Annotated in this window: 18 protein-coding genes; 11 read left to right on the top strand and 7 right to left on the bottom strand. The window is 65.0% G+C overall.

The window, feature by feature from the left end; genetic code table 11:
* Nucleotides 1-6: 6 nt before the first annotated feature.
* Together mgtE and D580_RS0102335 are read right to left on the bottom strand one after the other, a co-directional pair.
* Nucleotides 7-1,365 carry a magnesium transporter gene (mgtE, locus tag D580_RS0102330; protein WP_018952830.1) on the bottom strand — a complete coding sequence of 453 codons (1,359 nt, stop codon included), beginning with the start codon at nucleotides 1,363-1,365 and terminating at the stop codon, nucleotides 7-9.
* Between the two features lie 292 nt (nucleotides 1,366-1,657).
* Nucleotides 1,658-2,869: a glycosyltransferase gene (locus tag D580_RS0102335; RefSeq protein ID WP_018952831.1), complete on the bottom strand. Its 1,212-nt coding sequence runs from the start codon at nucleotides 2,867-2,869 to the stop codon at nucleotides 1,658-1,660.
* 236 nt (nucleotides 2,870-3,105) lie between these two features.
* On the opposite strand from D580_RS0102335, the gene D580_RS0102340 reads away from it, so the two are divergent.
* Together D580_RS0102340 and D580_RS0102345 are read left to right on the top strand one after the other, a co-directional pair.
* Nucleotides 3,106-3,462 (top strand): fibronectin type III domain-containing protein, encoded by a 357-nt coding sequence (locus D580_RS0102340; RefSeq protein ID WP_155999663.1) that lies wholly within the window; start codon nucleotides 3,106-3,108, stop codon nucleotides 3,460-3,462.
* A gap of 18 nt (nucleotides 3,463-3,480) precedes the next feature.
* Nucleotides 3,481-4,389: a hypothetical protein gene (locus D580_RS0102345; protein ID WP_018952833.1), complete on the top strand. Its 909-nt coding sequence runs from the start codon at nucleotides 3,481-3,483 to the stop codon at nucleotides 4,387-4,389.
* A 142-nt stretch (nucleotides 4,390-4,531) separates the two neighbouring features.
* On the opposite strand, the gene D580_RS0102350 is transcribed toward D580_RS0102345, so the two are convergent.
* Nucleotides 4,532-4,939 carry a DsrE family protein gene (locus D580_RS0102350; protein WP_018952834.1) on the bottom strand — a complete coding sequence of 136 codons (408 nt, stop codon included), beginning with the start codon at nucleotides 4,937-4,939 and terminating at the stop codon, nucleotides 4,532-4,534.
* Nucleotides 4,940-5,167: 228 nt separating this feature from the next.
* Between D580_RS0102350 and D580_RS0102355 the strand changes: the two genes are divergently transcribed.
* From D580_RS0102355 to D580_RS0102365, 3 genes are all read left to right on the top strand, one after another.
* Nucleotides 5,168-5,857: an ABC transporter ATP-binding protein gene (locus D580_RS0102355; RefSeq protein ID WP_018952835.1), complete on the top strand. Its 690-nt coding sequence runs from the start codon at nucleotides 5,168-5,170 to the stop codon at nucleotides 5,855-5,857.
* Complete coding sequence (locus tag D580_RS0102360) at nucleotides 5,854-8,376, top strand: ABC transporter permease (RefSeq protein ID WP_018952836.1); 2,523 nt, start codon at nucleotides 5,854-5,856, stop codon at nucleotides 8,374-8,376. The genes D580_RS0102355 and D580_RS0102360 overlap by 4 nt, the downstream gene beginning before the upstream one ends.
* 161 nt (nucleotides 8,377-8,537) lie before the next feature.
* Entirely contained in the window at nucleotides 8,538-9,626 is a 1,089-nt protein-coding gene (locus D580_RS0102365) for a lipocalin-like domain-containing protein (RefSeq protein WP_419581638.1), read from the top strand.
* A 110-nt stretch (nucleotides 9,627-9,736) separates the two neighbouring features.
* Here the strand turns inward: D580_RS0102365 and corA are convergent, their stop codons facing one another.
* Entirely contained in the window at nucleotides 9,737-10,819 is a 1,083-nt protein-coding gene (corA, locus tag D580_RS0102370) for a magnesium/cobalt transporter CorA (protein ID WP_018952838.1), read from the bottom strand.
* A gap of 181 nt (nucleotides 10,820-11,000) precedes the next feature.
* On the opposite strand from corA, the gene D580_RS0102375 reads away from it, so the two are divergent.
* A complete protein-coding gene (locus D580_RS0102375) occupies nucleotides 11,001-11,699 on the top strand; it encodes an HAD family hydrolase (protein ID WP_018952839.1) in 699 nt (232 codons plus the stop codon).
* 19 nt (nucleotides 11,700-11,718) lie between these two features.
* Here the strand turns inward: D580_RS0102375 and D580_RS0102380 are convergent, their stop codons facing one another.
* The 3 genes from D580_RS0102380 to D580_RS0102395 form a co-directional block, all read right to left on the bottom strand.
* A complete protein-coding gene (locus tag D580_RS0102380; protein WP_018952840.1) occupies nucleotides 11,719-14,616 on the bottom strand; it encodes an EAL domain-containing protein in 2,898 nt (965 codons plus the stop codon).
* Nucleotide 14,617: 1 nt separating this feature from the next.
* Nucleotides 14,618-15,634 carry an ABC transporter substrate-binding protein gene (locus D580_RS0102385; protein ID WP_026289630.1) on the bottom strand — a complete coding sequence of 339 codons (1,017 nt, stop codon included), beginning with the start codon at nucleotides 15,632-15,634 and terminating at the stop codon, nucleotides 14,618-14,620.
* Nucleotides 15,635-16,859: 1,225 nt separating this feature from the next.
* Nucleotides 16,860-17,153, bottom strand: a complete 294-nt coding sequence (locus D580_RS0102395) for a nucleotidyltransferase domain-containing protein (protein ID WP_026289631.1) — start codon at nucleotides 17,151-17,153, stop codon at nucleotides 16,860-16,862.
* Between the two features lie 340 nt (nucleotides 17,154-17,493).
* On the opposite strand from D580_RS0102395, the gene D580_RS0102400 reads away from it, so the two are divergent.
* From D580_RS0102400 to D580_RS15075, 5 genes are all read left to right on the top strand, one after another.
* On the top strand, nucleotides 17,494-17,838 hold the full coding sequence (locus D580_RS0102400) for a transcriptional regulator (protein WP_018952844.1): 345 nt from the start codon (nucleotides 17,494-17,496) through the stop codon (nucleotides 17,836-17,838).
* 300 nt (nucleotides 17,839-18,138) lie between these two features.
* Complete coding sequence (locus D580_RS0102405) at nucleotides 18,139-18,345, top strand: hypothetical protein (RefSeq protein ID WP_018952845.1); 207 nt, start codon at nucleotides 18,139-18,141, stop codon at nucleotides 18,343-18,345.
* Nucleotides 18,326-18,595: a type II toxin-antitoxin system RelE family toxin gene (locus D580_RS0102410; protein WP_018952846.1), complete on the top strand. Its 270-nt coding sequence runs from the start codon at nucleotides 18,326-18,328 to the stop codon at nucleotides 18,593-18,595. Before D580_RS0102405 ends, D580_RS0102410 begins: the two co-directional genes overlap by 20 nt.
* 409 nt (nucleotides 18,596-19,004) lie before the next feature.
* A complete protein-coding gene (locus D580_RS0102415; protein WP_018952847.1) occupies nucleotides 19,005-20,249 on the top strand; it encodes a flagellin in 1,245 nt (414 codons plus the stop codon).
* 492 nt (nucleotides 20,250-20,741) lie between these two features.
* A partial coding sequence (locus D580_RS15075; RefSeq protein WP_018952848.1) for a hypothetical protein occupies nucleotides 20,742-21,768 on the top strand: 1,027 nt, incomplete at its 3' end.

A 21,768-nucleotide genomic window follows, 5' to 3' on the forward strand; every position in this document is an offset into this window, starting at 1 on the left:
TCCGTCCTAGGGTGTGGGGATGTGCAGCAGCCAGACGGCGATGCTGAAATAGATCAGGATGCCACCGATGTCCGCCACGGAAGTGACCAGAGGTGTGCTCGCCGTGGCCGGGTCGAGGCGGATGCGCGTCAGGATGAAGGGCAGCAACATGCCCACCAGGCTGCCCATCACCACCACCATGGTCATGGCCAGGGCCACCACCAGGGCGATCTCGGGGCCGCCTCGCCACAGTCCCAGGGCGGAGACCGCCAATGCCATGGTCACGCCAAGCCCCACGGCCACGGTCAGTTCCTTGCCGAGCAGTCGCAGCCAGTCCTTGACAGCCACGTCGCCCGTGGCCAGTGCCCGGATCATCAGGGTGGCGGACTGGGCGCCCGCGTTACCGCCGCTGTCGATGATCAGCGGCAGGAAGAACACCAGCACCACCAGGGCCTCGATGGTCTCTTCGTACTGGGAGATGAAGAACCCGCCGATCAGGTTCAGGAACACCAGGGCGAGCAGCCAGCCGATACGCTTGCGATACAGCATGCCGGGGCCTGCATCACGCAGACTCAGGTTGAGCATGCCGACGGCACCGATGCGATGGAAGTCTTCGGTGTCCTCTTCCTCAACCACGTCCATGACATCGTCCACGGTGACGATGCCCAGCAGGACGTTCTCGTCGTCCACCACCGGCAGTACTTCCAGGTCGTAGTGCTGCATGACACGCACCGCCTCCTCTCGATCGGCGGTTGCGTTGATGGAGATCACGGGGCCCGATACGAGACTGGAAACGGGGTCCTGGGGTTTGCCCAGGACAAAATGCTTGAGTGGCATGTCCGTGATCAGGTGGCGATCCTCGTCGGTCACGAAGATCACGTTCACCGGTTCGCCGCGTTCCTTCTGGGAGCGGATGTAGTCGAGGCTCTTTTGGACCGACCAGTCTTCCCGGATGGAGATGAACTGGGTGGTCATCAGACGGCCGACGCTGTTCTCAGGGTAGCCGAGCAGGGTCAGGGCACGACGGATGGCTCGGAAGGGCAGGAGTCTGAGCAGGCGACGGACCTCCTCCTGGGGGAGGTCTTCCAGCAGGGCGGTCAGGTCGTCCGGCAGCATTTCCGAGAGGATGTGCCGGGCGTCCGCGCTGCTGATCCTGGACAGCAACTGGTACTGGTAGCTGGGGTCCAGGTAGGAGAACACGTCCACCTTTCTGCCCCGGGGCAGGCTCGTGAACACCCTGGGGATCTGCTCATCATCCAGTTCCATGAGGGCATGGGCGATGTCCTGGATGCGCATCAGGTCCAGCACTTCCCGCAGGCGCGGCCAGTCCTGGCGCTCCAGCAGTTCCCGGATCTCGATCAGATACTGTTCGAATTCGTTGTCCATGCTAGATCCTGTGCAGGCCGCCCGGCGCATCAGCCATGGCGGCACCGGGATCGGAACGCATCCCAAGGGACGCCGTCAACCGGTTCCGGTCGGAATTGATCACTGGAAACGAAGGAAAATGCGCGCCCGGGAGGGCATGTGCGCCAGGTGCTTCGTTCCCGCCAGTCTGCTTGCAGCGGGAAGGGGCCTGGGTGTCCGAGAGGGGAGGCGGGCCTTACCGCTGAGTGGTGTCAGTTAAGGTACAACTGGAACTTTCCAAGGTAACGTGACCTCTCGTTTGGGACCTCGCCGATTATATAGACCTGCTGTTGACGGTCAAGGCGGAGCCCTCCCGTGAGGCCTGCTTCAGCACGCGCCGATACAGCGCCAGCATCTTCTCGGCCATGGCGGGTGCCGACCAGCCCTCGGCGAAGTGGCGGGCCTGCACGCCCAGGTTGCGTCGGCGTTCCCCATCGGTGAGCAGGGCCACCGTCCGGTCGGCGAAACCGGCCTCGTCCTCCGGGCACAGCACCGCGCCCAGTTCGGGCTCCACGATGTCCCGGGTGCCCATGACCGCCGTGGACACCACCGGCACCCCCAGGGCCATGGACTCCAGCAGCACCAGTCCCTGGGTCTCGGTGCGCGAGGCGAACACGAAGGCATCCCCCGCCCGGTAGCAGTCCAGGAGGGCGTTGCGCCGGTCCAGGTAACCCACGAAGTGCACGGTCTCGGCCAGCCCCAGTTTGCGTGCCAGGTGCTTCACGTGGGACAGGGCGGGTCCCTCGCCGGCGACGATCATCTGCGCCTGGGGCAAGGCCTCGCGCACCCGCGCCATCACCCGCAGCAGGAAGTCGATGTTCTTTTCAAAGGCGATGCGCCCCACGTGCACCAGCACCGGCGTCTCGGCCGGGATGCCCAGCCTTGCCCGGAAGGCGGCGCCGTCGCCGTGATTGAAATCCTCAAGCTCGATGCCCGTGGGCACGATCTCGCGATGGGTCTTCACCCCGTAGCGGCCGAGCACCTCGGACATGGCCACCGAGGGCACCACGATGGCGTCCATGGCATTGCACTGGCTGCGGGAGAAGCTGCGGGCGATGGCGCGCATCACCCCGTCGGGCAGCAGGGGGAAGTAGTGAAACAGGTATTCCTGGAAATAGGTGTGGTAGGACTCGATGCGCGGGATGCCGAGCTTGCGTGCCAGCCACAGTCCCTGGTAGTGGGCGATGAAGGGGGTCTGGATGTGCAGCAGATCGTAGCCGGTCTCGCGCAGCTGCGGCAGCAGGCGGCGGATGGCGCCGCGCTTCATCATCCGGTCTTCCGGGTCCAGGAACAGGTAGCGCGACGGGATGCGGATGATGTCGTGCTCGTCATCCGTGGTGCCGGCCGGGTAGGCCGGGGCGATCAGGGTGACCCGGTGGCCCAGGGCTTCCAGTTCCCGCTTGAAGGTGGCGATGGAGGTGGAGACCCCGTTGATGCGCGGAAAGTACACATCGCTGATCATCAGGATCTTCAAGGGTTCGCCCATGGACAGCCATCATAGGGATGTCATGTGGCGGTTTGATGACAGGCCATCAGGTACGAAGGATGAATTGGGAGGTGCGAAGTGATTGTCACTTCCCTCTCTACGATCCGCCTATCCGTTCTGTTCGGCCGCGTGTCCTGCGTGAGTCATCGAAACCCTGGATTCTTTGGTATTCGTCACAGAATGCCCCTGATGCTACCGGCAGCATCGCCTAGGTCATCATCTCAGGGAGGCATTCCATGGATTGGCGAATTCCAAGGATCGCGGCGTTGGTGTTGCTGGCATCGAGCCTCGGCGGCTGTATCGGGGATGGGGGAGGGGAGTCGGCCGTTGGCACCGCGACGGTGACCCTGACCTGGGTGGCGCCGACCCACCGGGCAGACGGCAGCGCGGTGGCGCTCTCGGACATCTCGGGTTACCGGCTCTACTACGGCCCGACACCGGATCACCTGCCCCACGTGGTGGAGATCGAGGGGCAGGACACCACCACCTATGAACTGGAGCTGCCCGTGGGCAGCGTCTACTTCCGCATCAGCGCCATGGAGTCGGACGGGACAGAGGGCATGAAGACCGAGGCCCTGGCCCACCGGCTTTGAACCGCAGGGAGCGACCCCATGAGACATATTTTTCCCAGCTTAATCGTCCTCGGCCTGCTGTCGCTCGGCAGTACCACCCAGGCCGAGATCACCTTCCTGGATTCCTTCGAGTCCGCCGACATGTCCGCACCCCATGGCAACGGCTTTCGCTGGGCGGGCAACAACCGCACCGCCGTGGTGACCATGGACCCGGGCCCCCGGGAGGTCTGGCGCAATGGACCGCGGGATGTGTCCGGGCCCGCGGGCGCCGACTGGTCGGCCATCGATGGCGCCCATTCCCTGGCCTTCTTCTATCCCGCGGGTGAGTTCTGGTCGGAGCAGCGTTTCAACCTGGGCCGCGCCTATCCGGAGATCTGGATCCGCTACTGGCTGCGGGTACCCAGCAACTTCCGTCACGGGCACACCCCTCCCACCAACAATAAGTTCTTCGCCCTTTGGATGGACGGCTATTCCCAGCACGGCGACGGCCCCACCATCGTGTGGAATTTCTGGCGCCAGGGACAGACCGACAGCAGCCGCTTTACCTACAGCCTGAACGAGACTGGGCAGCCGGACGGCGGGCATCATGCCCATTACGATTTTTTCATCCGTTCTCCCGAGGACCAGGGGCGCTGGATGCAGGTGGTGCTGTACGCGAAGATGTCCACTAACGCCACGAGCATGGACGGTGAGTCCCGCATCTGGCGGCGCTGGGAGGATGAATCGGAATTCACCCTGATCGGCCAGACCACGGGCAAGAACTTCAGCGCCCCGCCCAACGGTCCCAACGGCTGGCACGCCGGCTACATCATGGGCTGGTCCAACCCGGCCTACGCCGAGGATACCGTGTGGCTGCTGGATGGCTTCACGGTATCGGATACCAGCCTGCTGGATCCCAATGACACCAGGTCCAGGCTGTCGCCGCCGGGTGGATTTCAGGTGCAATGAGGGTGTGATCTGCTGTCATTGCTGTCCGCCTTGGTGACCCCTCTCCTGTGTTGGGTTGGAACTGTAGGAGGCCCGACTTCGGGCCGAACAGCGATGCCAGTCGAGGCCACGGCGTTTCGCGGCGAGGTCGCCGGCTCCTACGCTACCAGGCAGGTTGAAGCACGATGGTCTCATACCCCAGGGCCTCGTAGTCCTGATAGGTGGCCGTGCTCGACGGCACCACGTCCAGCTCGGGTGGAAAATCCCCCGCATCCAGGTTCACGTCGGCGGCGAAGGCGCCGCACAGGTGCAGGTCCACGTTGTCCATCTGCGCCAGGGCCACGGCCTCGTCCTGCAGGCCCGGGTAGTCGGCGCGCTTGGCATGGGACAGGGCGACCAGTTCCGGGCCATAGCTGATCACCGCCATGTGGGTGCCGGGCAGGCGGGCTTGCATGCGCTCGATGTAGTAGCGGGCCCGGGGCAGCAGTTCCACCAGGGCATCCTCACGCTCGTTGCGGATCAGGAACATCACCCCGTGGGGCGGGGGATTTGTCTCCAGCAGGGCATCCACCTGATGATGTTCGGGATAGAACTCCGGGGGCAGATCCGGGTCTGCCCATAGGCGCGCGGAGAATGCGAGCAGACAAACCAGGAGGACCTGGAGGAGTGGGGTGCCAGACAGACGAAGTGGATACCGCCATCCGGCACAGGTCGGTGCGCGGCATTGGCTCATGATCCTGAGCATAGCACCCCGATTGGCCATATCGTTTCCCCTGACCCCTGACGCCCTACCAAGCCCATGACTGATTCTCCACTCATCGAACTGCATGCCGTCACCCGCCGCTACGGGGAGGGTCAGCAGGCGCGCCGGGTGCTGGACAGGGTCGATGCCCGGGTGATGCCCGGCGAGATCGTCGCCCTGCTGGGGCGCAGCGGCTGCGGCAAGTCCACCCTGCTGAATCTCATCTCGGGCATCGACTTGCCGGACAGCGGCCGGGTGCTGGTAGAGGGCCTCGACATCGCACGCCTCGACGAGCGCGCTCGCACCCTGTTCCGCCGCCACCGCATCGGTTTCATCTACCAGTTCTTCAACCTGATCCCGACGCTCACGGTGGCCGAGAACGTGGCCCTGCCCCTGGAACTGGTGGGGCGGCGCGACGGGGGCGAGGTCGCGCGGCTTCTCGACCGGGTGGGCCTGGCGGGACGGGGCGACGAGGACCCGGACCGGCTCTCCGGTGGCGAGCAGCAACGGGTGGCCCTGGCCCGGGCCCTGATCCACGCGCCCTCCGTGATCCTGGCCGATGAACCCACCGGCAACCTGGACGCGGAGACCGGCGCCCAGGTCATGGACCTGCTCAAGGGGCTGGTGCGCGGGCAGGGGGCGACCCTGGTGCTGGTGACCCACAGCGCCGAGGTGGCCTCCGTGGCGGACCGGGTCTGGCGTCTGACGGACGGGCGCATCCACGACCAGCGGGACGAGACGCCGTGACACTCACCTCGCGCGCCCTGTGGCGGGACGCCCGGCGCCATCCCTGGCAATGGATCCTGGCGGTGCTGGGCGTGGCCCTGGGGGTGGCGGTGGTGGTGGCCGTGGACCTGGCCAACCACAGCGCCTCACGGGCCTTCGGTCTGTCCCTGGAGGCGGTCTCGGGCAAGGCCACCCACCAGATCGAGGCCACCGGCCCCGGGGGGCTGGACGAGGCCCTGTTCACCCGCCTGCGCATGGCCGGCATCCGTCCCAGCGCCCCGGTGGTGGAGGGCCATGTGCGCGTGGACGGCGAGACCTTCCCGCTACTGGGCCTGGAGCCCTTCTCCGAGGCCCCGTTCCGCAGCCACCTGACCGGCGTGCTGGATCCGGCGGCGCGGGAACTGGTGTCGCGGCCCGACACCCTGGCGCTCAGCCGTGGCCTCGCCCGCCGGCTCGGCGTCGAGGCCGGGGACAGCCTCACGGTCACCGCCGCCTCGGGCAGGCATGTGCTCAGGGTGGGTGCGATCCTCGAGTCCTCGGCACCCGGGGTGGAGGGCCTGCTGCTCACGGACATCGCCACTGCCCAGGTGCTGCTGGGGCGGGTGGGAAGGCTGGACCGCATCGATCTGATCCTGCCGGAGGGGTCCGATCCCGACGCCCTGCTGGCCGGGTTCCTGCCGCCGGGCGCCCGGGTGCTGGAGACCGGGGCGCGGGAACAGTCGGCGCGGCAGCTGACCCGGGCCTTTCACATCAACCTCACCGCCATGAGCCTGCTGGCCCTGCTGGTGGGCGGTTTCCTCATCTACAACACCCTCATGTTCGCGGTGCTGCGACGCCAAGCGCTGCTGGCCGCCCTGCGCACCCTGGGCGTGACCCGGGCCGAGATCTTCCGGCTGGTGTTGCTGGAGGCCACGGTGCTGGCCCTGCTGGGGGGGGTGCCCGGGCTGCTGCTCGGACTGCTGGTGGGGCAGGGCCTGGTGCACCTGGTCACGCGCACCATCAACGACCTCTATTTCGTGCTCTCGGTGACCGGCCTGCACGTCTCCCCCTGGCTGTTGCTCAAGGGATTGGGGTTGGGGCTGGGCGCGGCCTGGATCGCCGCCCTGGCACCCGCCTGGGAGGCGGCCCGTACCCGTCCCCGGGAAGGTCTACGACGCTCGGGCCTGGAGCGGCGCGCCCACCGGCTTATGCCCTGGCTGGCGCTGGCGGGCGTGGCACTGATCCTCGCGGGGTATGCCCTAGTGCCGGCCAGTCAGGGGCTGGTGGCCGGATTCATCGCCCTGTTCCTGATGATCATGGGCTACAGCCTGCTGGTGCCCCTGGGGGTCTGGCTGCTCTCAAGGCTGCTGGCCCGCCCCCTGGGCGGTGTGCTCGGCATCACCGGTCGTCTCGCGGCACGCGGCCTGGGCGCCGCGCTCAGCCGCACCGGCGTGGCGGTGGCGGCGCTCACGGTGGCGGTCTCGGCCACCGTGGGGGTGGGCATCATGGTGGACAGCTTCCGCACCACGGTGCAGGGCTGGCTGGGCCACACCCTGCAGAGCGCCCTCTACGTCACCTCGCCCGCGCCCGGCGACGAGCGTGCCGGCTCGCTGCTGCCCGAGGGGGTCATGGAACGGGTCGGCGCCGTGGCGGAGGTGGCGGCCTTCAGCACCGGGCGGCGCATCCGGGTGGCCTCCAGCCACGGCGATGTGGACCTGTTCGTCATGGACCCGGCACCGGCGAGCTTCGAGGGCTTCCGGTTCCGTGCCGGTTCACCGGCCCAGGCCTGGCCCCGCTGGCAGGCGGGGGAGGCGCTGCTGGTGTCCGAGCCCTTCGCCTGGCACCACCGTGTGTCGGTGGGCGATGAACTCAAGCTCCACACGCCAAAAGGCGAGCGGGTGTTTCCCGTGGCCGGCATCTATCAGGACTACGGTTCCCAGCAGGGCGTGGTGCTCATGGCCAGAGACCTCTATGAGCAACTCTGGGACGAGCGCCGGGTGGGTTCCCTCGGTGTCTACCTTGCGCCGGGTGTCGAGGTGTCTACCGGGGTGGAGGCGGTGCGCCGCGCCCTGGCCGATCTGCCCGAATCGTCCGGGCCGGTGCTGGTGACCGCCGCCGCCGAGATCCGCGAGGCCTCCATGGAGATCTTCGACCGCACCTTCGCCATCACCCACGTGCTGCGCCTGCTCACCGTGGGCGTGGCCTTCGTGGGCATACTGAGCGCGCTCATGGCCCTGCAGCTGGAGCGGGCCCGGGAGCACGCCGTGCTGCGCGCCACGGGCATGACCGCGGGGCAGGTGACCGGCCTCGTGACCCTGCAGGGCGCGCTGCTGGGCCTGGCCGCCGGGCTGCTGGCCATCCCCCTGGGCATGATGATGGCCGACGTGTTGATCGATGTGATTAACCGACGCTCCTTCGGCTGGAGCATGCAGCAGCACGTGCCGCCGGGCGTGCTGGTGGAGGCGGTCTGGCTGGCGGTGATCGCGGCCCTGCTGGCCGGCCTGCGTCCTGCGTGGCGCATGGGGCGGGTCAGACCGGCGCAGGCCTTGAGGGAAGAATGAAAGTGGCAAGTGGCAAGTGGCTAGTGGCAAGGGCCCCCACCCCAACCCTCCCCCGCAAGCGGGAGAGGGGGCAACAAAGTCGGCTTCCTTTCTCCCTCTCCCTCTCCCTCTCCCTCAGGGAGAGGGCCGGGGTGAGGGTGGTTCTCCTTGCCACTTGCCACTTGCTACTTGCCACTGCTCTCATTGCCTGTTCACCCCCACCCCCCGACGAATCCCTCGATGTGGCCATCGCCATGGGCGGCGACGACACCGTCGGTTTCCTGCGCGCCGACAGCCCCCGGGAATTCCGTTTCCCCGAGGACCACGGGCCCCATCCGGGATTTCGCAACGAGTGGTGGTACGTCACCGGCAACCTGGATGGCGAGGATGGCCGGCGCTTCGGTTTCCAGATCACCTTCTTCCGCGTGGCGCTCACGCCGGACGTGCCCGAAAGCCCCTCCGCCTGGGCCACGGATCATGTGTGGATGGGCCACTTCGCGCTGACCGATGTGGGCGCAGGGCAGCACCATGCCTTCGAGCGCTTCGCCCGTGGCGCGGCGGGGCTTGCGGGGGCACGATTGGATCCCTTCCGGGTCTGGCTGGAGGACTGGCGACTTGCGGCCGTGGCGGGCAATGACCTGCCCTGGCGCCTGCAACTGGAGGAAGCGGGCATCAGCCTGGATCTGGAATTCACGCCGCGCAAACCACCGGTGCTCCAGGGCGATGGCGGTATGAGCCAGAAGGGGGCCGGTGAGGGCAACGCCTCCTACTACTATTCCATGACCCGGCTCGACGCCGTCGGGCATGTGGGCCTGCAGGGACAGCGCCATGGGGTGAGTGGCAGCGCCTGGCTCGACCGGGAATGGAGCACCAGCGCCCTGGCCGAGGACCAGGCCGGCTGGGACTGGTTCGCGCTGCAGCTGGATGAGGGGCGGGAGCTGATGTACTACCAGATGCGCCGTCAGGACGGCAGTGCCGATCCCCACAGCAAGGGCCTGTGGGTGGACACCGACGCCAGCAGCCGGCTGGTGCGGCGTGAGGACGTGGACCTGGAGGTTCTGGATCACTGGCGCAGCCCGCAGACTGGCGTGCGTTATCCCGTGGCCTGGCGCCTGCATCTCAAACCCGAGGGCCGGGTATTCGAGGTGCGTGCCGTGCAGCCGGCCCAGGAGATGCGCCTGACCGTGCGCTACTGGGAAGGGGCGGTGTATGTGTATGAAGGTGGGCAGTCCGTGGGCAGGGGGTATGTGGAGTTGACGGGATACCGTTGAAGTAAGAAGTGTGAATTGGGAAGTGGGAGAGGAAGTACGAAGTGTGAATTGGGAAGTGCGAAGTGAAACGGCCTTTCGTTCGCACTTCCCAATTCACACTTCGTACTTCGTTAGAACCACCCCCGCCGCTTGAACGCATACAACATCCCGCCGGCGACCAGGATCATGATCAGCCACACCACCGGATAGCCGTAGTAGGCATACAGCTCCGGCATGGCCCAGGGGCTTTCCGGGTGTTCGAAGTTCATGCCGTAGACGCCCACCAGGAAGGTCAGGGGGATGAAGATGGTGGCGATCACGGTGAGCACCTTCATCACTTCGTTGAGCCGGTTGTTGACGCTGGAGATGTACACGTCCACCAGGCTCGAGGCCATCTCCCGGTAGGACTCCAGCAGGTCCATGATGTGCACCGTGTGATCGTAGACATCGCGCAGGTAAGGCATGGTGCCCGCGTCGAACAGCGCCGTGCCTTCGCGCATTAGGCGGCCCAGGGCCTCCCGGGTGGGCCAGAGCTGGCGGCGCAGGAGCAGCAGCTCCCGGCGCAGGTGATGGATGCGCGCCAGGGTTTCCTTGTCGGCGGAGGCAAGCACGATCTCCTCCAGTTCCTCGATCAGCGCGCCCAGGTCCTCCATGAGCGGGAACGCCTGGTCCACGACCAGGTCCATGAGGGTGTAGGCCAGGTAGGGGGCACCCATCTCGATGAAATTGCGGTTGCGCACCTGCATGCGGCGCCGGACCGGATCGAAGGGGTCTTCGTGACCGGAATGGAAGCTCACCACGTAGTTCTCGCCGACGAACAGGTTGACCTGATCGAGGGCGATCTCGTCGTTGACCCAGCGGGCGTGGCTCAGGATCACCACCACGTGGTCGTCGTAGACGTCGGACTTCGGCCGCTGGCCGGTGTTGGCCACGTCTTCCAGGGCCAGGGGGTGCAGGCCGAAGCACTGTCCCAGGTGGTGCAGCTGGTCGTGGGTGGGCGTGCCCTGGACATGCACCCAGATCACCTCGTCGGCGGCCGCCTCGGACCAGGTGGGCAGGGCTTCCTCGGGGATCGGCGTGAACTGGTGATCGTGGTAGCGCAGGGCGGTAATGCGCGCCGCCGGCGCCAGGGCCTCCCCCTCGGCAGGGCGCAGGCCCAGGGTGCCGGGCGCCGTGCCGGGCGGGTGATAGGTCTTACGGAAGAGATCGACCATGAACAAGCCTCCTGACTCTGTGCTCAACAAGGTACAGAGCGCGGGGGGTAAAATGCCAGTGCTTGTTGGCCGTGAGGGGCAAGGGGTAAGGCGTGAGGGGGCATCCCGACACGCCTACCTCCTCTCTCCTTACGCCTCACGCTCCGTGGCACCTTAATGAACTTGCTGGACCGACCCACCCATGACCATCCGCTGCATCACCTTCGACCTCGATGACACCCTGTGGGACTGCGCCCCGGTGATCGAGGGGGCCGAGAGCCGCTTCTATCACTGGCTCACGGAACACTACCCGCGCATCCCTGAGCGCTTCACCCCGGAGGCGCTCATCGAGCATCGCAAGGACTGGTTCGGCCGATACCCGGATCTGCACCATGACATGACCCGCCTGCGCAAACGCTGGCTGAGCGTGCTGGCCCGTGAAACCGGCTACGACGAATCACTGGTGGAACCCGGGTTCCGGGTGTTCTGGGAGGCGCGCAACCAGGTGTGCCTCTACGACGACGTGCTGGAGACCCTTGAGCGCCTGCGCGGCCGCTACCTGCTGGGCAGCATCACCAACGGCAATGCCGACGTGCACCACATCGGCATCGGTCATTACTTCGACTTCTCCATCACCGCCGCCGGTGCCGGCGTGGCCAAACCCCATCCGGCGATCTTCACGGCGGCGCTCGACGAGGCCGGCGTCGCGGCCCACGAGGCCCTGCACGTGGGCGACGACCCGGAGCGGGACGTGATCGGCGCGGCCCGGGTGGGGCTCAGGACGCTGTGGGTCAACCCGCAGGATCTGCCGGCACCGGAGGGCTGCCGGCCGGATGGGGTGGTCAGACGGGTGGGGGAGATACCGGAGTGGATCGAGGGATGGGTGAGAAGTGAGAAGTGAGAAGTGATGATGTTACCCCTCACGCCTGACCCCTCACGCCCGACCCCTCACGCAAGAGCGGTTTCGGCCGGTCGATGCCGTATCCCTGGGCATAATCGACGCCCAGTTCCCGCAGGCTTGCCAGGATCTCGTCGTTCTCCACGAACTCGGCCACGGTGTGGATGCCCATCACCTGGCCGATGCGGTTGATGGCATCCACCATGGCCCGGTCGATGGGATCGGTGACGATGTCCTTGACCAGGCTGCCGTCGATCTTCAGGTAATCCACCGGCAGGTTCTTCAGGTAGCCGAACGAGGACACGCCGGTGCCGAAGTCGTCCAGGGAGAAGCGGCAGCCCCGCTTGCGCAATTCGTTGATCAGGTTCATGGCGCGGGTGAGGTTGGCGATGGCGGCCGTCTCGGTGATCTCGAAGCAGATGGAGGTCGGGGGGATGCGGTGCGTCTCCAGCTGCTCGGTGACGAAACCCAGGAAGGTCTCGTCGTTGATGGAGGCACCTGAGAGGTTGATGGCATAGAGGCAGCCGGCGGCGGTGCCCCCGGCGCCATCCACGCCGCATTCTTCCCGGATGTGCTGTGCCATGGTGCTGAAGAAGCGCCGTATCACCCAGCGGTCGATGGCGGGCATGAGGTCGTAGCGTTCCGCAGCGGGGATGAAGGCGCCGGGCGGCACCAGGTCGCCCTTCTCGTCCACCATGCGCAGCAGGATCTCCATGTGCTCGCCCCCGCCGTCGGGGCCCGCCACGCCGGTGGCGACGATGCGCTGGGTGTAGAGGACGAACCGGTCATGGGTGAGGGCATCGGTGATGCGGTTGATGGCCTGCATCTCCACGTGACGCCGCTGCAGGTCCGCGTCTTCGGCGTGATAGACGTGGATGCGGTCGCGGCCCAGGTCCTTGGCCGCGTAGCAGGCCATGTCGGCGGCGCTCAGGACCTCGGCCAGATCCAGATTGCCGTCGCTGATCATCACCAGGCCGATGCTGATGCCGATCTGGAAGCTCTTGCCCTTCCAACTGAAGCGGAAGTCGCGCACCGTCTGACGCAGTTCCTGGGCGATCTCCCGGGCCTTGTCCAGGGGACAGTTCTCCAGCAGCACGCCGAACTCGTCACCGCCCAGCCGCGCCAGGGTGTCGCTCTCGCGCACCTTGCCCATGAGCAGGTAGGCGAGCTGTTTGAGCAACTCATCGCCGGCGCTGTGGCCGCAAGTGTCGTTGACCACCTTGAACTGGTCCAGGTCCATGTACAGCACCGCGTGATGGGCCAGACGGTCCCGCGCCTGGGCCAGGGCCTGGGCCAGGCGCTGCTCGAACTCGTAGCGGTTGAACAGGCCGGTGAGCGCATCGTGGGTGGCCTGCCAGGAGAGCTGGCGCGCCATCTGCCGGGTCTTGCTCACGTCGTGGAACACCAGTACCACGCCCAGGATCAGCCCGTTGCGGTCGCGGATGGGTGCGGCGGAATCCTCGATGGCCCGGGTGGCGCCGTCCCGGCTCATGAGCACCGTGTGGTTGGTCAGGGCCACGATGCGCCCTTCCTCGAGGCAGGTCTTCACCGGGTTCTGGGTGGGTTGCAGGGTGAACTCGTTGAAGATGCGGAACACCTTGTCCAGGGGCTGGCCGGCGGCATCCTCGTTGCGCCAGCCGGTGAGGCCTTCGGCGACTGGATTGAGGTAGGTGACAACGCCCTGGGCATCGGTGGTGATCACCGCGTCGCCGATGGAATGCAGGGTCACCTGGGCCCGTTCCTTGGCCTCGAACAGGGCAGCCTCCGCCTGCTTGCGCTCGGTGACATCGAGCACGGTGCCTCTCAGGCCGGTGATGCGGCCATCGGCATCGCGCAGCGCCTCCCCCTGGACCTGGATCATGTGCAGACTGCCATCGGGCCAGAGGATGCGTTGATCCAGTCGGTAGGGCTCCCCGTGCGTGCGGGCGGCCTCCACGGTTGCCAGCATCGCCACCCGGTCCTCGGGATGCACGAGGCTCAGGTAGCTGTCATAGCTGGGTGTGAACGACGCGGGAGACACCCCAAAGATGCGGTAGACCTGGGCAGACCAATACAGCTCGCCGGTCTGGATATCCCATTCCCAATCCCCCATCTGCCCCATGGCCTGGGCCCGTTCCAGGCGCTCGGCATTGTCCTCCAAGGCCTTGCGCGCGGCCTGGATCTGCTCGGCCATGCGGTCGAAATCCTGGCCAAGCCTGGCCAGTTCATCCCGTCCGCTCAGCCCGGTACGGACGCCCAGCTCGCCTTGTCCGAGCCGTCGCGTGGCCTGCAGCAGGCGGTCCATGCGACGGGTGACCAGCCGGTGGCTGAGGAACCCGCCCAGCAGCGCCACCAGCAGCATCACACCCACGAAGGTCAGGGCCTGGCGTTCCACCAGATGCCGTGCCATCTGCTGGTAGCGGCCCAGATCCGCCTGCACCACCAGCAGGCCTACCTGGGTGGGACGCAACTCGCCGGGTTCGCTGCCGAGCACCAGGGGATAGAGTCCGAGCAGGGTCGTCCCGTCCGCAGAGACCCGCACCGTACCGGCGGTGATCTGGCCGGGCGCCTTCAGCCAGTCCGCGGCCTCGTCCTGCCACTGGGGCAGGAGCCGTTCATTCAGCAGCTCGGCAGCCGTGCGGACCTGGTCCGCCCGATGCATGGAGCCCAGCACCCGGCCCTGCGTGTCGGTCACCAGGGCGAGATTCAGGTGCGGTTCGACGCTCAGCGCCGCCATCTCCTCCTGGACCCGGTGCCTTCCGTCATGGCGCAACAGGTATTCCAGGTTTTCCTGCAGCCGGTTCATCAGCCGGCGCAGGTTCTCCGTCTCGCTGGCCTGTACCTGCGCCAGGGCCGCGTGGGTGCCGCTCTGATATGAGAGCAGTCCGGCCACCAGGGCAAGACCCACCAGAAGCGCAGGGATCAGGGTGCGCAGCGGCATATCAGCGTGCCGCCCGTTGCTGAACGGCGTTGAGCAGATCACCCCGAATCAGCCCGGAGACCTCCACCGGCCCATCCAGCAACCCCTCGCGAATCATCAGCTCCATGATCTCCGTGAGTGTCAGCTCCAGGGGCGGGGGATTGCCCTGCATCAGCCGAAGGTTCTGCGCAAGGTCCGGTAACTCCAGCTCGTCCAGTGCGCGTGCGAACTCCGTCTCGCTCATGCTCACCCGGGGCGCCATGCGTTGCACGGAGGATGCCGGGTCGCGACCAAGGTGATCCAGGGCGCCGAACAGTCCGGTGAGGAGGTGGGCCACGGACTCACCCCGGTCATCGAGGACGCGTTTTCTGACCACCAGCAAATCCACGATCTCGCCGGGGATCAGGCTGCTGTCGAACAGCTGATGCGCCCCCAGGACCATCAAGGCCTCACGTTGCGGGGCAAAGGTGATGACCGCATCCACCCGGCCATCCTCGTAGGCCCGGCTGTGCTCGCTCAGTTCCGTGGGTACCAGCTGCACGTCATCCTTGGTCAGCCCCGCGAAGTGCAGCACCCGGCTCAGGAAATAGGCCCCCAGGGCGGTGTTCTCCACACCGATGCGCTGTCCGCGCAGGTCCGACAGGGACGTGATCTCCGGACGGGCCATGACCACGTCGATGCCATTGGACACATCCAGCACCGCCACGATCCTCGGGTTGTAGCCCTGCCGGGCCAGCAGCAGCACCTCGTCGGCGGTCAGCGCCGCTCCATCCACCACGCCGTTGCGGTAGGCCCGCAGGCTCTGGGAGCCGGGCGCGTACTCCACCAGCCGGACCTGATCCGGATCCAGCAGGCCCAGCTCCCGGGCCAGGTACAGGGGTTCGTAGCCGGGGAAGGGGCCGGCGGCGATGCGTAAGGGTTCGCTCGGGGCAGGGGTGCAGGCGATCAGGACGAACAGCAGGGTGATCAGAAGGCCGAACAGTCCCAACTGTCGTGACGGTGATGCTGGGTAGCGTGCTGGGTGCTTGGCCGCAGCCATGGGTCCTGTCCGGGAAGAATGGGGGAATGGCTCTAACATGCAGGGAAACGCCCTGACAGGCAAGGGTTTGGGGGATGCCTTGGGGTGTGAGGTGAAAGGACAAAGGCATTTCTCTCGCAGAGGCGCGGGGGCGCGGGGGAAAAGCGCTTTGAATAGGCCTTCCCCGTGCCTCCGTGGCCCCGTGAGAGGACCGGTTTAGGCCTCAAGTGTCTGTAAATTCAAAGGCCTGGGTCTCTCGCCAAGCCGCAAAGACGCGAAGGAAAGATATAGAACTGGGTTTCTTGGCGCCTTCGCGCCTTCGCGAGAGATCAAGCTTTTGCCTTTCCCTCGCGCCCCTGCGCCTCTGCGAGAGGATGGTTTTGACTTTGGGTTTCGGCGGGACAAAGGCTAAAGGCGATCCTCTCACGGAGCCACGGGGACACGGAGGAAACCCTTTGCAAATAAGCCTTCCCCGTGTCTCCGTGCCCCCGTGAGAGGACCGGTTTCGGCCCAAGATGACGGCAAAACCCAAGGCCTGGGTCTCTCGCCAAGCCGCGAAGCCGCAAAGGAAAGACATTCGAAATGGGGTTTCTTGGCGTCTTCGCGCCTTCGCGAGAGATCAAGATTTTGCCTTTCCTCCGCGCCCCTGCGCCTCTGCGAGAGGATGGTTTTGACTTTGGGTTTCGGCTGGTCAAAGGCGAAAGGCGATCCTCTCGCGGAGGCGCTGGGACGCGGAGAAAAGCTGTTTGAATAGATCCTCCCCGTGCCTCCGTGGCCCCGTGAGAGGACTGGTTTAGGCCCTGGTGACGGAAAAACCAAAGACCCGGATCTCTCGCCAAGCCGCGAAGCCGCAAAGGAAAGACATTCGAAATGGGGTTTCTTGGCGTCTTCGCGCCTTCGCGAGAGATCAAGATTTTGACTTTCCTCCGCGCCCCCGCGCCTCTGCGAGAGGATGGTTTTGACTTTGGGTTTCGGGGGAAGACGAAAGGCGATCCTCTCACGGGGCCACTGAGGCACGGGGAAGGCATATTTGAACAGGATTTCCTCCGTGCCCCCGTGGCTCCGTGAGAGGACAGGTGTTGACCTCAGGCGACGGTAAAACCAAATGCCTGGATTTCTCGCCAAGCCGCAAAGACGCAAAGGAAAAACATTCAAAATGGGTTTCTTGGCGGCTTCGCGGCTTGGCGAGAGATCGGTTTTTGCCCTGTCCAGTGTCTCGGTGCCCCCGCGAGAGAAGCGTCCAGGGTCACAGTGCCACCCCGGTCTCGCGGGCGATCCGGACGATCGGACGGTTGTCGCCCGGCGTCTCCACCACCACATCCACCTTGCGCTCGCCCAGGCGCAATTCAAGCAGGGTCAGCATACGCAGTTTGCGGCGCAGCAGATCATCTGCGCGAGCAGGGTGCACCAGCAGGTCGATATCTCCGCCCCGCTTGTGATCGTCTACCCGGGATCCGAACAGGGTCACGGTCGACCCCTCCCCGAAGGCCTCCTCGGCGCTTTTGCGGATGATGTCGATCTGTTCTGTGGTCAGGCGCATGGGGCCATTATAGACGGTGAAAGGCATTTCTCTCGCGCGAGCGATCAAGCTTTTGCCTTTCCTCCGCGCCCCCGCGCCTCTGCGAGAGGATGGTTTTGACTTTGGCTTTCGGCTGGTCAAAGGCGAAAGGCGATCCTCTCGCGGAGGCGCAGGGACGCGGAGAAAAGCTGTTTGAATAGATCCTCCCCGTGCCTCCGTGCCCCCGTGAGAGGACCGGTTTCGGCCCAAGATGACGGCAAAACCCAAGGCCTGGGTCTCTCGCCAAGCCGCGAAGCCGCAAAGGAAAGACATTCCAGTTGCTGGCCGACTTCTGGTCCGATGTGGACCAGTGGAGACGACCATGAGCACCGTCACCCTGTCCGTTGCCAAGCGTGAAGACGTCACCCGCCGTGCCCTGGCCGCCTTCGAGGGCAAAAAGCAGGGGGACCGCATCACCTTCACCTCGGTCGAACTTCTCTGGCAGACCCTGACCGGCAAACGCTGGGCCTTGCTCAAGGCCATGACTGGCCAAGGCGCCATGAGCATCCGCGAGGCCGCCCGGCGCGTGGCCCGCGACGTGAAGAGCGTGCATCGGGATGTTCACGTGCTGCTGGATGCGGGCATCCTGGATCGTACCGAGGACGGCAAGATCATCTTTCCTTACGATGCCGTGCACGTGGATTTCACTCTGACAGCCGCTGCCTGATTGGCTCTCAGTGGCAGAGGTTACAGAGTTAGCACTTGCCACGAAGGGCACGAAGAGAGCAATTTTCTCTCGCCAAGTCCGCCAAGCGCGCCAAGAACCTCCAAGGGATCTCCTTTCATAAGGCATTAAGGTTTTCCTTTGCGTGCTTAGCGGCTTCGCGAGAGATATCCTGCCCCGTTCGGATGGACAGAATCGGGAAACTTGCTGAATAATGGCACAGGCCAAGCACGTGCTCCTGTACCGGTGTTTCGGAGCGATAAGCGAGTCCGGCATCCGTGATCAAGTTTCGAGGTCCTTGCGATGATTGAATTGAAAGATATCCATCCTCAGTTCATCACGGACGAGAATGGCCGCAAAACTTCCGTCGTACTCCCCATAGACGCATTCGAAGCCCTGATCGAGGACATCGAGGACTTGGCCGTGGTTGCGGAAAGGCGGGATGAGCCGACGGTGTCTCATGAAGAGATGGTTGCAGAGCTGAAAAGGGATGGCCTCATACAGGATTGAATGGAAGCAGTCGGCCAGGAAGGAATTGAGAAAGCTTGATCGGCCCCTTGTCTCGCGGCTACTCAAAGCTATCGAGTCCTTGGCCAAGGAACCCCGTCCGCCAGGTAGCAAGAAGCTTCTCGGGAGCGATCATACCTACCGGGTCCGGATCGGGGAGTACCGAGTCGTCTATTCGGTCCTCGACAGTATTCTGATCGTTCAGATCGTTGCCGTAGGACATCGCAGGCAGATCTATCGAAGGCTCCCGTAACGGGGAACAAGCCCATCCGCATTACCTTGGAACGTCGATTTGGGGGCAGAAATTGCGGCTTTAAGACCTCATTGCGGCCGATTTTCCGGCTCTTTATCAAGCGAATCAGTCGGTTGCCGTGGTCCGACCCGGTCATCCGGAGCACAAGGCCTTGGCCGAGGCACAAGCGCGTATAGAACGCTTGTTGCCCTGAAGTGATAACACGCCGTTGGTTCGGCTCGTCCACTGGCTGAGAGCGAACGATGGTCATCAGGCCCCGATGAGCGGCGCTCTTCCCCGAAATCATCCCTAAAGATTTCCCCCAAGCGGCCGATCAATGCCCTGTAAGCGGCAAAGTCTTGCCGCCAAGGGGCCCGCCAGTGTGGCCGGCGGGCTGGACCAAGGCTCTGGATAGACGCGGGAAACCACGATGGCCCAGATCATCAACACCAACGTGTTGTCGCTCAATGCCCAGCGCAACCTGACCAACTCCCAGAGCGCCCTGCAGGCCTCCCTGCAGCGGCTGTCCTCGGGTCTTCGTATCAATAGTGCCAAGGACGATGCCGCCGGTCTGGCCATCTCCGAGCGCTTCACCACCCAGATCCGCGGTACCAACCAGGCGATCCGCAATGCCAACGACGGCATCTCCTTCGCCCAGACGGCTGAAGGCGCCCTGTCCACCGTGGGTGATGCCCTGCAGCGTATGCGCGAGTTGGCGGTGCAGTCCGCCAACGACTCCAACAGCGCCTCCGACCGCCAGGCCCTGAACAACGAGGTGCAGCAGCTGATCGCCGAGATCGTCCGGGTGGCCAATGCGACCGAGTTCAACGGCCAGCGGGTGCTGGATGGCAGCCTGCAGGATCTGTTCTTCCAGGTGGGTGCCAACCAGGGGCAGACCATCGCCGTGAGCGGCGTGGATGCCCGCACCACCCAGCTGGGCGCCTCGGAAGTGGCTGGTGTAGCAGGTCTGACCCAGACCCAGATCAACGACGTGGGTATCGCCAGCATCGCTGATATCGCGATCGACTTTGATGGTACAGTTTCCACAATCCTGGTAGACATGACCGGTGTGACCTCCCTCGAGGATGCCGTGCGCGAGATCAACAGCGCCATCCGGACGGGCGCGGCTGTTGATACGGTCATCTCCGACGCCAACCTGACCGCCTCCCTGCGGGTGGACAATGAGGGCAACACCACCATCGTGATCAACGGCAAGTTCGAGGAGAATACGGAGGACACGGCGCTGTTCACCGTCGAGGGCGGAGCGGTCGAACTGGCCGACGGTGACCCCGACGCTGACCCCGCCGTCTCCGGCACCGTGATTGAGTTGTTCGGCGATCAAGCGGTGGACTCTACGCAGGTGAATCTCACCGAGCTCAATGTTTCCACCCGCATGGATGCCTTCAAGACCATCGCCGCGGTGGACGGTGCCCTGACCCAGATCAACGGCCTGCGCGCCGAACTGGGTTCCGTGCAGATCCGCTTCGAGAACACCATCGCCAACCTGGGGGTCTCCGCGGAGAACCTCGCGGCCGCCCGGTCCCGTATCCGGGATGCGGACTTCGCCGCCGAGACCGCCGAGCTGACCCGCGCCCAGATCCTGCAGCAGGCCGGTATCTCGGTGCTGGCCCAGGCCAACGCGGTGCCCCAGAGCGTGCTGGCCCTGCTGCAGTAAGCGACCGGGCCTCACGCCAAACTGGATCGACAGCAGTGGCAAGGCAATAGGGGCGCACCCGGACTCCGGATGCGCCCCTCATTGTTTGTGGCCAACAGAAGTCGTGTCGCTCAAGTACAGGACTGATTGAGTCGCGCGATCATGATGGTCCTTGCGGCAACCCCGTGTTCTTGGGGCGGTGATCAATGGCGTAAATATGTACTCTCGCGGAGGCGCAGGGGCGCGGAGAAAGGCCTATTGAATAGGCCTTCCCCGTGCCTCCGTGGCCCCGTGAGAGGACCGGTTTTGCTTCTTTCCCGAGGCCGCCGGCGACGAACGGCCGGATTGCCGGTACGAACGGCACCTGAGACGCAAAATTTTTCCTAAATCCCCCTAAAGCTTCCCCACGAGCCGCCGATACATGGCCTGAAAGCGGCACAGTCTCGCCGCCCGGACACCCGCCAACGAGGGCGGTGGACTGAACCAACTCTCTGATTAAGAAGGGGAACTGTCATGGCCCAGATCATCAACACCAACGTGCTGTCGCTCAACGCCCAGCGCAACCTGACCAACTCCCAGAGCGCTCTGCAGACCTCCCTGCAGCGGCTGTCCTCGGGTCTTCGCATCAACAGCGCCAAGGACGATGCCGCCGGTCTGGCCATCTCCGAGCGTTTCTCCACCCAGATCCGCGGCCTGAACCAGGCCATCCGCAACGCCAACGACGGCATCTCCTTCGCCCAGACGGCGGAGGGTGCCCTGTCCACCGTGGGCGATGCCCTGCAGCGCATGCGTGAGCTGGCGGTGCAGTCCGCCAACGACTCCAACAGCGCCTCCGACCGCCAGGCCCTGAACAACGAGGTGCAGCAGCTGATCGCCGAGATCGGCCGCGTGGCCAACGCCACCGAGTTCAACGGTGGGCGTATCCTGGACGGCAGCCAGACGGACCTGTTCTTCCAGGTGGGTGCCAATCAGGGCCAGACCATCGCCGTGAGCGGTGTGGATGCCCGCACCACCCAGCTGGGCGCCTCGGAAGCGGAAGGCACGAGCGGTCTGACCCAGGCGCAGATCAACGATGTGGGTATCACCAGCATCACCAACATCACGATCGATGTTGATGGTACAGCTACCACAATCACGGCCAACATGACCGATGTCACCTCACTTGAGGATGCCGTGCGCGAGATCAACAGCGCCATCCGGACGGCTGCGGCTCTTGATACGGTCATCTCCGACGCCAACCTGACCGCCTCCCTGCGGGTGAACAACGAGGGTGAGACCACCATCGTGGTCAACGGCAAGTTCGAAGAGAACACCGATGGCACGGATCTGTTTAGAGTTGTCGGTGGCCAGGTCACGCTGGTTGGCGGCACCACGGTTGATCTGTTCGGAGCAGGTGTTGATTCCGAGCAGGTCAACCTCACCGAACTCAACGTGTCCACCCGCGAGGATGCCTTCAAGACCATCGCCGCGGTGGACGGTGCCCTGACCCAGATCAACGGCCTGCGCGCCGAACTGGGTTCCGTGCAGATCCGCTTCGAGA

The sequence above is a fragment of the Thioalkalivibrio sulfidiphilus genome, assembly GCF_000377945.1.
GTDB lineage: Bacteria > Pseudomonadota > Gammaproteobacteria > Ectothiorhodospirales > Ectothiorhodospiraceae > Thioalkalivibrio_A > Thioalkalivibrio_A sulfidiphilus_A.

Bases quoted from the DNA above. Each gene is read 5' to 3' on its own strand.
- mgtE (WP_018952830.1), bottom strand. From the start codon at position 1,365: ATGGACAACGAATTCGAACAGTATCTGATCGAGATCCGGGAACTGCTG.
- D580_RS0102335 (WP_018952831.1), bottom strand. From the start codon at position 2,869: ATGGGCGAACCCTTGAAGATCCTGATGATCAGCGATGTGTACTTTCCG.
- D580_RS0102340 (WP_155999663.1), top strand. From the start codon at position 3,106: ATGGATTGGCGAATTCCAAGGATCGCGGCGTTGGTGTTGCTGGCATCG.
- D580_RS0102345 (WP_018952833.1), top strand. From the start codon at position 3,481: ATGAGACATATTTTTCCCAGCTTAATCGTCCTCGGCCTGCTGTCGCTC.
- D580_RS0102355 (WP_018952835.1), top strand. From the start codon at position 5,168: ATGACTGATTCTCCACTCATCGAACTGCATGCCGTCACCCGCCGCTAC.
- corA (WP_018952838.1), bottom strand. From the start codon at position 10,819: ATGGTCGATCTCTTCCGTAAGACCTATCACCCGCCCGGCACGGCGCCC.
- D580_RS0102375 (WP_018952839.1), top strand. From the start codon at position 11,001: ATGACCATCCGCTGCATCACCTTCGACCTCGATGACACCCTGTGGGAC.
- D580_RS0102380 (WP_018952840.1), bottom strand. From the start codon at position 14,616: ATGCCGCTGCGCACCCTGATCCCTGCGCTTCTGGTGGGTCTTGCCCTG.
- D580_RS0102385 (WP_026289630.1), bottom strand. From the start codon at position 15,634: ATGGCTGCGGCCAAGCACCCAGCACGCTACCCAGCATCACCGTCACGA.
- D580_RS0102395 (WP_026289631.1), bottom strand. From the start codon at position 17,153: ATGCGCCTGACCACAGAACAGATCGACATCATCCGCAAAAGCGCCGAG.
- D580_RS0102400 (WP_018952844.1), top strand. From the start codon at position 17,494: ATGAGCACCGTCACCCTGTCCGTTGCCAAGCGTGAAGACGTCACCCGC.
- D580_RS0102405 (WP_018952845.1), top strand. From the start codon at position 18,139: ATGATTGAATTGAAAGATATCCATCCTCAGTTCATCACGGACGAGAAT.
- D580_RS0102410 (WP_018952846.1), top strand. From the start codon at position 18,326: ATGGCCTCATACAGGATTGAATGGAAGCAGTCGGCCAGGAAGGAATTG.
- D580_RS0102415 (WP_018952847.1), top strand. From the start codon at position 19,005: ATGGCCCAGATCATCAACACCAACGTGTTGTCGCTCAATGCCCAGCGC.